We start from the raw sequence: 12,302 nt of genomic DNA, 5'->3' as shown, positions 1-12,302 counted from the left end.
TAACAGCGATGAACGAAAATGCGCAGGACATGTACAAAACGGAATTTGCGTTAAGGTGTGGCGGGCATCGCGATTATTGACAGGCATTATTCCGGCGCGTCAAGGAATAAAGAAATCAGGGGTTTTTAAGTGGCTCTGACAGTGTGCAATTCGACTTCAGAGGCCAGAAGCGTCTGAAAAAACCATGCGTAGTAAGTCTGCGGGCTCGCTTTCGGAATCAACCGACATCTGGTTAAGACTTCATTGAGGCACGATCGCCCAGAATATGGCTTCATACTAACAGTGGTAATTAAGACGTGACCGTAGTTAATAAATCCTTTCTGACAATTTTTCTGCTTTTCTGCCAGTTTGTGTTTCCCCTGAATGCCTCGGCGCTGGAAGCGCCACGCACCGTTAAAGCCTGGGCTTCTGTGCTTGGTGATAATATCGCCGAGACGTGGAACGAGCCGCAGCATGTGGATCTCTATGTGCCTTCCATTACCTGGCATGCGCGCTTTGCCTACGACAAAGAGAAAACCGATCGCTACAACGAGCGCCCGTGGGGGGCCGGTATCGGGAAATCGCGCTGGGACGAGAAAGGCAACTGGCACGGTCTGTATGTGATGGCGTTTAAAGATTCCTACAACAAATGGGAGCCTATCGCCGGGTACGGCTGGGAGGCGACATGGCGCCCGCTGCCTGATGACGCCTTTCATGTCGGGCTGGGCTATACCCTCGGCGTGACGGTGCGCGATAACTGGGATTACATCCCTGTTCCGCTGGTGCTGCCGCTCGCTTCCGTGGGTTACGGCCCGGCGACGTTCCAGATGACGTACATCCCTGGCACTTACAACAACGGAAACGTTTACTTCGCCTGGCTGCGGTTACAGTTTTAAGCGCAAAATATTTTCAGTCATAAGAAAATGCGCTAAGCCAGAGAAGACAAGGCTCACAAGCCCAACGGCAAAAAAAGTTCGCGACTTTTATCACTTTTTCTAAAAGTTCGACTGGACAAAAGCCACCACAATTGATGTACTGATATCCGACACAGCATTTGTGTCGATTTTTCATGTAAAGGTAATTTTGATGTCTAAGATTAAAGGTAACGTTAAGTGGTTTAATGAATCCAAAGGATTCGGTTTCATTACTCCGGAAGATGGCAGCAAAGACGTGTTCGTACACTTCTCTGCGATCCAGAGCAATGGTTTCAAAACTCTGGCTGAAGGTCAGCGTGTAGAGTTCGAAATCACTAACGGTGCCAAAGGCCCTTCTGCTGCTAACGTAATCGCTCTGTAATTACAACAGCAAGAATTTCAAAACCCGCTGACTCAGCGGGTTTTTTTATGCCTGTCGCTTTACCGTTATTCAGTAAAACAGAAAGCTCTTCAGGAAAAACCCGACCACCAGAACGCTGAACAACACCGCCAGCCAACTCAACATTTGCGCTTTCATAAGCCCCTCCGCACCAGACAATGGGGCGATAGTGGCAGAGAAAAATTAAGCTAACATTAACGAGACGCCGTTTAGCGCATGTTCACGGACGAAAAGAGCCAGAATGCGAGCGCCGTCATCATAAATGAGCCCAGCAGGTTCAGCATGACGTTAAGCCCCGCCCAACCGATACGGCCTTCCTGAAGCAAAAAGACCACTTCTGCGGAAAAGGTTGAAAAGGTCGTCAGGCCGCCGCACAGGCCGGTGGTGATAAGAAGTTTCCACATCGGGTCCAGATGCGTCATCCGGTTGAACCAGGCAAGCCCTGCGCCGATGATAAACGCGCCGGCCAGGTTGGCCGTCAGTGTGCCGAGCGGAATGGCGTGATGGACCGGGTTCAGGCGCAGGCCAAGCCACCAGCGCAGCACGCTGCCGGTGCCGCCGCCCAGAAAGACCGCAAGCATAATTTTCAACATGAGCATTCGCCATTATGTTATTGGTAAGGCGAAGAGTTTACCGCCAGCCACGGCGCGCTGGCTACCGTAACGAGGAGAGGCGCAGATGAAAGTAGCGGTGGGACAGTTCGCGGTCACCCCCGACTGGCAAAAAAACGCGTTAACCTGCGTGACGCTCATGGCGGATGCGGCCCGTCAGGATGCCGCGTTGCTGGTACTCCCGGAGGCGCTGCTGGCCCGCAGCGATAACGACCCGGATCTGTCAGTAAAATCGGCCCAGGCACTCAATGGCGAGTATGTCAGTCGGTTGCGCGAAGAGAGCGCCAGAAACGGCCTTACAACGCTTCTGACGCTGCATATCCCCACCCGTGAGGGGAGAGCGGCCAACACGCTTATCGCGCTGCGTGGAGGCGAAATTATCGCGCAATACCAGAAGCTCCATCTCTATGACGCCTTCGCGATGCAGGAGTCGCGTCTGGTGGACGCGGGCGATGCAATACCGCCGCTAATTGAGGTGGCGGGTATGAACGTGGGGCTGATGACCTGTTACGATTTGCGTTTTCCGGAAATGGCCCTCAGCCTGGCGCTCGCAGGCGCCGAGTTGCTGGCGCTGCCGGCGGCCTGGGTACGCGGCCCGCTCAAAGAGCATCACTGGGCCACGCTGCTCGCGGCCAGAGCGCTGGATACCACCTGTTATGTGGTCGCAAGCGGCGAATGCGGCAACCGAAATATCGGACAGAGCCGTATCGTTGACCCGCTGGGCGTGACGCTCACGGCAGCGGCAGAAGGCCCGGACCTGATTTTCGCAGAGGTATCGCCACAGCGCGTGGCGCAGGTACGCGACCAGCTACCGGTGCTTAAAAACCGCCGTTTCGCGGCGCCGCAATTATTTTGATGTTTTTTTATCCAGCGCTTGATTCATCTCGTTACAGATTGCTATTGTGTGTCGGGCTGAAATGACCGTTAATAAGTGCGGTCTTTAAGATGGCCGAATGGCGCCAGATTTTCTAAGAAGGTAAGTATGGGTGAAATTAGTATTACCAAACTGCTTGTGATCGCCGCACTGGTTGTTCTGCTGTTTGGTACCAAAAAACTGCGTACGCTTGGGGGAGACCTGGGCGCGGCGATTAAAGGCTTTAAAAAAGCGATGAACGACGATGAGTCCGGCGCGAAAACGCCTGCCGCGACCGACGCTCCGGCGGAACGTCTGTCTCATAAAGAGTAATCTCCGGCCCTTGCGGCATAAAAAAACCGGCCTCTGATGAGCCGGTTTTTTTGTGGGCGATTGCCAGACGGTAACGAAATATTACGCGTTTATTTGACTTCTTCGCCTTTCGCCTGGAGATCGGCGTGGTAGGACGAGCGCACGAACGGGCCGCAGGCGGCGTGGGTAAAGCCCATCGCGAGCGCTTCCGCTTTCATCTCTTCAAATTCGTCCGGGCTGACGTAGCGCTGCACCGGCAGGTGGTGACGGCTCGGCTGCAGGTACTGGCCCAGCGTCAGCATGGTAACGCCGTGTGCACGCAGATCGCGCATAACCTCAATAATTTCCGCGTTAGTTTCGCCAAGGCCGACCATCAGCCCTGATTTGGTCGGGATCTCCGGGTGCGCTTCTTTAAAGCGCTCCAGCAGCTTCAGCGACCAGGCGTAATCGGCACCTGGACGCACCTGACGATAAAGACGCGGCACGTTTTCCAGGTTGTGGTTAAACACGTCCGGCGGCGTGGCGTTGAGGATATCCAGCGCTTTGTCCATACGGCCGCGGAAATCAGGCACCAGCGTTTCGATTTTGATGGTCGGGCTCTTTTCACGGATTGCGCTGATGCAGTCCGCAAAGTGCTGAGCGCCGCCGTCACGCAGGTCATCGCGATCCACAGACGTGATAACGACGTAGCGCAGCGCCATATCGGCGATGGTTTGCGCGAGCTTCTGCGGCTCGTTGGCATCCGGTGCCACCGGGCGGCCGTGGGCCACGTCGCAGAACGGGCAGCGACGCGTGCAGATAGCGCCGAGGATCATAAAGGTCGCGGTGCCGTGGTTGAAACACTCCGCAAGGTTCGGGCAGGAGGCCTCTTCACAAACTGAGTGAAGGCCATTTTTGCGCATCGCCGCTTTGATACCCTGAATGCGGGTTGAGTCGGCAGGGAGTTTGATTTTCATCCACTCCGGCTTTCTTAACAAAGCCTCGCGCTCTGTCGCCACATTCTTAACCGGGATAAGGGCCATTTTATCGGCATCGCGGTATTTCACACCGCGTTCCATCACAATGGGTTTACTCATAGCGTGCGTGTTCCAGTTGCGGATAACGAAGGAAAGCGTTTAAATTCAAGCTAATGTTGTATTTATCAACTATTTTTGAATTAACGGCACGCAGTATAACATTACTGCCACACAGAATCAGCCTGAGGGCACCCGAATTGCCGAAGAATTTGTAAAATAGTTGTTATTTAGTGCCCTTAAGCCGTCGCCCGTTATGAGGGCGACGCGTGAGCGGAAACCGCTTTGCTGGCAAACCCTTCCACAATCGCTTCAATCACATTCTGTACCACCGGATCGCGCAGGCTGAATTTATTGTAATGCAATGAAATGTCGATAGTTTCTTTAATTACGACATCGCTTTCTACTTCAATAAGTCCAAAGCTGTCTTTAAATAACGCGAATATACGTGCGGGCATAAAGCCGATTAAATCGCTGCTGCCGATGATGGACGCGATAGTAACCATATTGTAACTGCTGAACGAAACGTTTCGATCCGGCAGTAACGTATTGATCTGCTTGCGTACACCGTTCACCATGCCGCCGGGCAGCATAATAAACGTATGTTCCCAGGTTTGCAGATCTTCAGACGTGACGGGTTCACCGGTACGGCTGCACGGATGGCCGCGACGGCAGACCACCGCGACGCGATCCTTAAAGAGCAGGTGCGTACTGAGCGTGCGAGAGGACCATGAGCCGCTGTCGACTACCAGATCGGTCTGGAACTGGCTCAGCTGCGTTTCGGTGTCCTGCAGGGGAATATTGCGGATTTGTAAGTGCGGATTCACCTTGCGGATCTGCTGATAAATCTGCGGGATCACCAGGGCGCCCAGCGAGGCGGACGTGGCGATAGTAATGGTGCGCTGTTTTTCATGCTCGCCCTGTAAATCCAGCGCGCCGAGAATAGACTCCAGTCCCTGACTGATATATTCGTGCATATGGGTCGCGTAAGCGGTCGGCGTGACCCCTTGCCCCTTACGAATAAACAACGGATCGGGAAATATCAGGCGCAGTTTTTGAATAGACTGGCTGATGGCCGATGGCGTCAGGTTCAGTACTCTGGCCGCGTTGACAATGCCTTTATGCACGTATACGGCTTCGAAAATCGTCAGCAGGTTAAGATCGATATTTCGCAGAGTCTGGAATATTTGCGGTCTACTGTCATCTTCCTGTTTGGCTGAAGGTTTTTCAGGGGGATGGTTCAATTCCACGCTACGCTCCAACTGTATAGATAAATCAAATAATAGAGAGGTTCTATTTATAATAACTGTGAACAGGTCCCTTAGCCGATAATAAAACGCTCCGGGGATCTTACCCGCATAAAGTGAACAGGACTTTACATGGTCGGCAAAGGGGCGGGTGGCGTTTTCAGATAAATCCCGCTTATCTTCTCGTACCGTTAATGTATTGATGAGATTAAGAAAAATCTACTCAGGCGCAGAGAAAATAAATAATCCGTTATGGAATGTAAAGCGGCAAATTGCATAACGATTAAAGGCCGCCACAAGAAGGGCGGCGAACAGGTAAAGTCTTAAGCGCTGATATATTCCGCCGTGGGATTATTAAGTAGCGCTAAAAAGTGATGCACCAGTCGCGGTTGTACAACTTCCAGTTGCGCGCCAGCAGATAGCGCGCTGACCTGAGTCATTTCCATTCCCGCGTAGCCGCAAGGGTTAATTCGTAAAAACGGACGCAGATCCATATTTATATTCAGTGCGAGCCCGTGAAATGAACAGCCTTTACGAATTCGCAGTCCCAGCGAGCAAATTTTTTTGCCGTCCACATAGACGCCTGGCGCGTCCGGGCGCGGATAGGCGTTAATGGCAAATTCAGCGAGCGTATTCACTACCGTCTGTTCCAGCAGCGTCACCAGTTCACGCACGCCAAGCTTGCGGCGTCGGAGATCCAGCAACACATACATCACCTGCTGACCGGGCCCGTGATACGTTACCTGGCCGCCACGATCGCTTTGAATAACCGGAATGTCGCCGGGCATTAACACATGCTCTGCCTTACCGGCTTGCCCCTGAGTGAACACCGGCGAGTGTTCTACCAGCCAGAGCTCATCCGGCGTGTTTTCATCGCGTTCATCGGTAAACTGATGCATCGCCTGCGAAACGGGTTCATAAGGCTGAAGCCCAAGCTGGCGAATGAGGATTTTTTCCTGAAGCAAAACTGCGTCTCCGAAGAGAGAAGGTGCGGGGAGTATATCACGAAGAGAAGTTACCCGGGCGCGGCCGGGTAACGGGGATCACAGTACCATACGCACGATTTCGATATTGCCGAGCTCTTCATAGAGCGTTTCCACCTGCTCGATATGCGTCGCGTTGATGGTAATCGAAACGGAATGGTAGTTGCCTTTGCTGCTCGGTTTCACCTGCGGCGTGTAGTCGCCAGGCGCATGGCGCTGCACGACCTCGACGACCAGATCGACCAACTCAGGCTTCGCCAGGCCCATCACTTTGTAAGTAAAGGGGGTCGGGAACTCAAGCAGCTCGTTAAGTTTGGTTTTCATGTCAGCTCCAGCGTTACGTCAAAAAATAATAACTCCCGCCGGGGCGGGAGTAGGATTGATGCTTAGTATATGGGGATGAAAGTCAGGCTTTCAAGTGGTCAGCAATTAACCAAACCAGTGGTGGAACATCAGCTTGATGTAATCAATGATGCGACCAAAGAAGTTACCTTCCTGAATCTCTTCCAGCACGACCAGCGGGCGCTGTTCGATGGTTTTTCCGTCCAGCTGGAAGTTAATCGTGCCCACGACCTGATTTTTAGCAAGCGGCGCGTGCAACTCGGAAGTGTTCAGCACATAGCTCGCTTTGAGATCCTTCATGCGTCCGCGCGGAATGGTCAGATAAATGTCTTTATCAACGCCAAGCGATGCGCGATCGCTGTCGCCAAACCAGGCGGGCTCAGAGGCGAACTCTTTGCCGGCTTTCAGCGGATTCACGGTTTCGAAGAAGCGGAAGCCCCAGGTCAGCAGTTTTTTGCTCTCGGCTTCGCGGCCTTTAAAGGTGCGCCCGCCCATCACGGCGGAAATCAGGCGCATCTGGCCTTCGGTCGCCGAGGCCACCAGGTTATAGCCCGCTTTGTCGGTGTGACCGGTTTTGATACCGTCCACGTTCAGGCTGTTATCCCACAGCAGGCCGTTACGGTTGGTCTGGCGGATACCGTTAAAGGTGAACTCTTTCTCTTTGTAAATAGAGTATTCATTCGGCACGTCGCGGATCAGCGCCTGGCCAATCAGCGCCATATCGCGTGCGGAGCTGTACTGGCCGTCGGCATCAAGGCCGTGGACGGTCTGGAAATGAGTGTTTTTCAGACCCAGCGCGGTGACGTAGCTGTTCATCAGGCCCACAAACGCATCCTGGCTGCCCGCAACGTAATCGGCCATCGCCACGCAGGCGTCATTGCCGGACTGTAAGTTAATGCCGCGGATGAGCTGAGATACCGGCACCTGCATGCCAGGCTTCAGAAACATCAGGGATGAGCCTTTGAAGACCGGGTTGCCGGTCGCCCAGGCGTCGTTGCCGATAGTCACCAGATCGGACTCTTTAAATTTGCCTGCTTTCATCGCCTGGCCGATGACGTAACTGGTCATCATTTTCGTCAGGCTCGCCGGATCGCGGCGCGCGTCAGCGTTCTGTTCCGCCAGCACTTTCCCTGAGTTGTAGTCGATGAGGATGTAGGCTTCCGCGTCGATCTGCGGCACCCCTGGGATCATCGTTTTGATATTAAGGTCGTCGGCATGGGCCGCGGTGGAGAGGGCTGCGACAGAAAGCGTCGCGCTAACGGCGAGACGCTGCATAAAACGAACGGAGAAAGTGGTCTTCATGGTCTGAACAACGACATCCGTGATGAGTGAAAAAAGTGCCTTACTATAGCAAATGCCTTATGGGCTGGCATCCGACTTTGCGCAGGATTTGTTAACGGTCTTTACCGTAACTGACAAAGCGGCAGGCCAGCCCGGCCTGCGTTTATTGGGCGACAGTAATGAAAGACTGTACCTGCGCTTCGCTCTGCAAACGCTGCTGGAGCGAGGCGGCCTGGGATTTGCTGGCGAACGGCCCTAACTGAACGCGATAAACCGCGCCGTTCTGGCTGACGCGTCCCGGCACGGAGAACTGCTGGCTCAGCTTCTGCTGCCACTGCCCGGCACGCGCGGCGTCGCTCACGGCGCCGACCTGCACCACATAGTTGCCCGCAGCGGCACTCGCCGGTGCGACGCTACCCTGGACAGAGCCCGGTGCAGTCACCGGCGCGTTACGGGTCGCGGGGGCTGCGAGCTGCGCCGGTTCAGCGGCCGGCTGCGCGGTGGTATCTCCGACAGCCGGTTGAGGGGCCGCTGCGGCAGGCGCGGTTTCTGGCGTTGCGCTCTCCAGTACGCCTGAGGCAAGCGTTGTCGGCGCGCCTAAAAAGCCGCCGCTTTTCACCGGCGCGCCGGTGGTATCGTCACTTTGCAGCGTGTCATTGCTGACCGGACGGATATCGCCCTGCGGCGCCACCGGCTGCGGCGCGGATGACACACTGCCGAGGCCGCCGCTTAAATCAGGGCGCGCCGGGAGCGCGTAAGTCTGCTTCGCGACGGTTGTACAGGCCATGCCGGGGCCGGAAAGCGAGCCGTCCGGCGCGACGATAATCGGATCGATACGCACTTTGGTGTTATTCGAGGTGTTGAGCCTGTCCGCCGCCGCGCGTGAGAGCGAAATCACGCGGTCGTTGCCGTAAGGTCCGCGGTCGTTAATGCGCACCACAATCATGCGGCCGTTGGCGAGGTTGGTGATACGCGCATAACTCGGCACCGGCAGGGTAGGGTGCGCGGCGGTGAGCTGCATCGGGTCGAACGGTTCTCCTGACGCCGTCAGATTGCTATCCGGCTCGGCGTCATAAATCGCCGCGAGCCCCGCCTGGCTGAAGCGCGAGAGATCCTGAACGATGCTGTAGCGCTTACCGTCGCGCTCGTAATCGCTGTTCACGGAAGGGTTCAGTTGCTCGTAGCGAGGCTCCGCGCCGCTTATCTCAACGATCGGACCGTTGCAGACCGGCTGCTGTGGCGCCACGCTCGCCTGTTGTTGCCCTTCGTTATTTACGCCGCAAGCGGTTAATAACCCCGCGGCGATGCAGACGCCAATCCACTGCTTACGCATTGCGCACCTCTTATACGCTCTTCGACAACATTTTCCTGTGGGTATGGATCGACATGACGATACCAAACCCTGCCATGAGTACAATCAGGGCGGAACCCCCGTAGCTGACCAGCGGCAGCGGAACGCCCACCACCGGTAAGATACCACTCACCATCCCAATATTCACAAACACATAAACAAACAGAATCAGCATCAGCCCGCCTGCCATTACGCGCCCGAAGGTCGTCTGCGCGCGCGCGGCGATCCACAGCCCGCGCATAATCAGCAGCACATAGAGCGCCAGCAGCACCAGTACGCCGACAAGCCCCAGCTCTTCGGCGAGTACCGCGAAGATAAAGTCGGTATGGCGCTCCGGCAGGAATTCCAGCTGTGACTGTGTGCCGTGCAGCCAGCCTTTACCGCGCAGACCGCCGGAGCCGATAGCGATTTTCGACTGAATAATATGATAGCCCGCGCCAAGCGGGTCGCTCTCCGGATCAAGCAGCATCATCACGCGCTGACGCTGATAGTCATGCATCAGGAAGAACCACAGGATCGGGATAAACGCCGCTATCAGCAACACCGCGATACCAATCAGACGCCAGCTCAGGCCGGAGAGGAACAGCACGAACAGTCCGGAGGCGGCAATCAGAATCGAGGTGCCGAGGTCAGGCTGTGCGGCCACCAGCAGCGTCGGCATGAAAATGAGCACCAGCGCGATACCGGTGTTTTTAAGCGAAGGCGGGCAGACGTCGCGGTTGATAAAACGCGCCACCATCAGCGGCACCGCGATTTTGGCGATCTCCGAAGGCTGGAAGCGCACCACGCCGAGATCGAGCCAGCGCTGCGCGCCTTTAGAGATAGCCCCGAAGGCGTCCACCGCCACCAGCAAAATGATACAGACGATATAAAGATAGGGCGCCCAGCCTTCATAGACGCGCGGCGGGATCTGCGCCAGCACAATCATAATCACCAGGCCCATCATTATCTGGCCTATTTTGCGCTCCATCATGCCGATATCCTGGCCGCTGGCGCTCCAGATAACCATCGCGCTGTAAAAGCAGAGCGCCAGAATAATCAGCATAAAGGTCGGGTCGAGGTGGATTTTATCCCACAGCGACTTTTTATTCGGATTGTCGGTCATCTTATCGATCCTCCGCCGCCGCCGTGGCGGGGTTTTCCGTCGGCAGTTCGGTGTTGTTATCCCCGAGCATAATGTGATCGAGGATCTGACGCATGATGGTGCCCACCGCCGGGCCCGCGCCGCCGTTTTCCAGGATCATCGCCACCGCGACCTGCGGGTTGTCATAAGGCGCGAACGCGGTCATCAGCTTGTGGTCGCGCAGACGCTCGGCGATACGGTGCGCGTTGTAGGTCTCGTTGGCTTTCAGCCCGAAGACCTGCGCGGTACCGGATTTCGCGGCGATTTTATATGGCGCGCTGGCGAAATATTTATGTCCTGTGCCGTTGGCGCGGTTGGCAACGCCGTACATACCGTCTTTGGCGATTTCCCAGAAACCGGAGTGGATGTCGCCTACCGGCGGCTGTTCCGGCTGTTTCCACGGCACTTTCTGGCCGTTAACGACGGTCGTCATCAGCAGATGCGGCACTTTTACCACGCCGTCGTTAATCAGGATCATCATGGCTTTGTTCATCTGTACCGGCGTGGCGGTCCAGTAACCCTGGCCGATGCCCACCGGAATGGTGTCACCCTGATACCACGGCTTTTTAAAGCGCTTCATTTTCCATTCGCGGGTCGGCATGTTGCCGGAGCGCTCTTCAGAGAGATCGATACCGGTCATGCTGCCGTAGCCGAATTTACGCATCCACTCGGAGAGCCGGTCGATGCCCATGTCGTAAGCGACCTGATAGAAGAAAGTATCCGCCGACTCTTCCAGCGATTTCGTGACATTAAGCCGCCCGTGGCCCCACTTTTTCCAGTCGCGGTAGCGCTTCTCAGAGCCCGGCAGTTGCCACCAGCCCGGGTCGAACAGCGAGGTGTTGCGGTTAATCACGCCCGCGCTTAAGGCAGACACCGCCACGTATGGCTTCACGGTCGACGCGGGCGGATAGACGCCCTGGGTGGCGCGGTTAATCAGCGGCGTGTTCGGGTCGTTCAGCAGCCCGGAATAATCTTTGCTGGAGATGCCATCCACGAACAGGTTCGGGTTGTAGCTCGGCATCGACACCATCGCGAGGATGCCGCCGGTGCGCGGGTCAGTAACGACCACCGCGGCGCGGCTGCCCTGCAACAGCGTTTCAATATAGGTTTGCAGCTTGAGGTCGAGCGTCAAATAGATGTCATGGCCCGCCTGCGGCGGCACTTCTTTAAGCTGGCGGATCACGCGCCCGCGGTTGTTAACTTCTACCTCTTCATAACCGGTCTGGCCATGCAAAACATCTTCGTAGTAGCGCTCAATGCCGAGCTTGCCGATATCGTGCGTGGCGGCGTAGTTGGCGAGCTTGCCGTCTTTATCGAGGCGCTCAACGTCTTTATCGTTAATCTTCGACACATAGCCGATAACGTGGGTCAGCGCCGCACCGTAAGGGTAATAGCGGCGCTTATAGCCTTTCACTTCCACGCCGGGGAAGCGGTACTGGTTCACCGCGAAACGCGCCACCTGGACTTCTGTCAGGTTGGTTTTCACGGGAATGGAGGTAAAACGGTGCGAGCGCGCGCGCTCTTTTTTGAAGTTCGCGATGTCGTCGTCAGTGAGATCGACCACTGCGCGCAGCCCTTCCAGCGTGTCCTGCACGCTGTCGACCTTTTCAGGCATCATTTCTATCTGGTAGATAGTGCGGTTCAGGGCCAGCGGGGTGCCGTTGCGATCGTAGATAATCCCGCGGCTTGGCGGGATGGGCACCAGTTTGATGCGGTTCTCGTTGGAGCGGGTCTGATAGTCGTTAAAACGCAGGATCTGTAAATGGTAGAGGTTGAAGACCAGGATCCCGGTCAGCACCAGGATGCCGGCAAAGGCGACCAGCGCCCGACGCACAAAGAGCGCGGACTCAGCCGTATAGTCACGAAAGGAATCCTTGAGTTTCATCCGCTGCT

Annotated in this window: 13 protein-coding genes; 4 read left to right on the top strand and 9 right to left on the bottom strand. The window is 55.7% G+C overall.

All coding sequences use genetic code 11. The features are described 5' to 3' along the window. The first annotated feature begins 296 nt into the window (after positions 1-296). Both pagP and cspE read left to right on the top strand, forming a co-directional pair. Positions 297-875, top strand: a complete 579-nt coding sequence (pagP, locus tag AFK63_RS12920; RefSeq protein ID WP_038864174.1) for a lipid IV(A) palmitoyltransferase PagP — start codon at positions 297-299, stop codon at positions 873-875. Between the two features lie 190 nt (positions 876-1,065). Then, positions 1,066-1,275, top strand: a complete 210-nt coding sequence (cspE, locus tag AFK63_RS12915; RefSeq protein WP_002439184.1) for a transcription antiterminator/RNA stability regulator CspE — start codon at positions 1,066-1,068, stop codon at positions 1,273-1,275. A 227-nt stretch (positions 1,276-1,502) separates the two neighbouring features. Here the strand turns inward: cspE and crcB are convergent, their stop codons facing one another. Beyond that, positions 1,503-1,886 carry a fluoride efflux transporter CrcB gene (gene crcB / locus AFK63_RS12910; RefSeq protein WP_038864172.1) on the bottom strand — a complete coding sequence of 128 codons (384 nt, stop codon included), beginning with the start codon at positions 1,884-1,886 and terminating at the stop codon, positions 1,503-1,505. 85 nt (positions 1,887-1,971) lie between these two features. On the opposite strand from crcB, the gene AFK63_RS12905 reads away from it, so the two are divergent. Together AFK63_RS12905 and tatE are read left to right on the top strand one after the other, a co-directional pair. Next, entirely contained in the window at positions 1,972-2,760 is a 789-nt protein-coding gene (locus AFK63_RS12905; RefSeq protein ID WP_038864171.1) for a deaminated glutathione amidase, read from the top strand. A 126-nt stretch (positions 2,761-2,886) separates the two neighbouring features. Then, positions 2,887-3,090 carry a twin-arginine translocase subunit TatE gene (gene tatE / locus AFK63_RS12900; RefSeq protein ID WP_038864170.1) on the top strand — a complete coding sequence of 68 codons (204 nt, stop codon included), beginning with the start codon at positions 2,887-2,889 and terminating at the stop codon, positions 3,088-3,090. A gap of 89 nt (positions 3,091-3,179) precedes the next feature. On the opposite strand, the gene lipA is transcribed toward tatE, so the two are convergent. From lipA to mrdA, 8 genes are all read right to left on the bottom strand, one after another. After that, complete coding sequence (gene lipA / locus AFK63_RS12895) at positions 3,180-4,145, bottom strand: lipoyl synthase (protein ID WP_038864168.1); 966 nt, start codon at positions 4,143-4,145, stop codon at positions 3,180-3,182. Positions 4,146-4,336: 191 nt separating this feature from the next. After that, a complete protein-coding gene (locus tag AFK63_RS12890) occupies positions 4,337-5,332 on the bottom strand; it encodes a YbeF family transcriptional regulator (protein ID WP_038864164.1) in 996 nt (331 codons plus the stop codon). Positions 5,333-5,652: 320 nt separating this feature from the next. Continuing rightward, the gene (gene lipB / locus AFK63_RS12885) at positions 5,653-6,294 is read right to left on the bottom strand and encodes a lipoyl(octanoyl) transferase LipB (protein ID WP_038864163.1); all 642 of its coding nucleotides are present in this window, start codon (positions 6,292-6,294) and stop codon (positions 5,653-5,655) included. Between the two features lie 78 nt (positions 6,295-6,372). Continuing rightward, positions 6,373-6,636 carry a DUF493 family protein YbeD gene (gene ybeD, locus AFK63_RS12880; protein ID WP_007710678.1) on the bottom strand — a complete coding sequence of 88 codons (264 nt, stop codon included), beginning with the start codon at positions 6,634-6,636 and terminating at the stop codon, positions 6,373-6,375. Positions 6,637-6,741: 105 nt separating this feature from the next. Continuing rightward, entirely contained in the window at positions 6,742-7,956 is a 1,215-nt protein-coding gene (dacA, locus tag AFK63_RS12875; protein WP_038864161.1) for a D-alanyl-D-alanine carboxypeptidase DacA, read from the bottom strand. A gap of 142 nt (positions 7,957-8,098) precedes the next feature. After that, positions 8,099-9,268, bottom strand: coding sequence for an endolytic peptidoglycan transglycosylase RlpA (rlpA, locus tag AFK63_RS12870; protein ID WP_038864160.1), 1,170 nt, complete (start codon positions 9,266-9,268; stop codon positions 8,099-8,101). A gap of 10 nt (positions 9,269-9,278) precedes the next feature. Beyond that, entirely contained in the window at positions 9,279-10,391 is a 1,113-nt protein-coding gene (gene mrdB / locus AFK63_RS12865; RefSeq protein ID WP_038864158.1) for a peptidoglycan glycosyltransferase MrdB, read from the bottom strand. Position 10,392: 1 nt separating this feature from the next. Beyond that, positions 10,393-12,294: a peptidoglycan DD-transpeptidase MrdA gene (gene mrdA, locus AFK63_RS12860; RefSeq protein ID WP_038864156.1), complete on the bottom strand. Its 1,902-nt coding sequence runs from the start codon at positions 12,292-12,294 to the stop codon at positions 10,393-10,395. Positions 12,295-12,302: the final 8 nt, after the last annotated feature.

This window comes from Cronobacter muytjensii ATCC 51329 (genome assembly GCF_001277195.1).
In the GTDB taxonomy this organism is placed as follows: Bacteria; Pseudomonadota; Gammaproteobacteria; order Enterobacterales; family Enterobacteriaceae; genus Cronobacter; species Cronobacter muytjensii.
The sequence above is the reverse complement of the archived record's forward strand: the minus strand, read 5'-3'. Positions and strand labels throughout refer to the sequence as shown.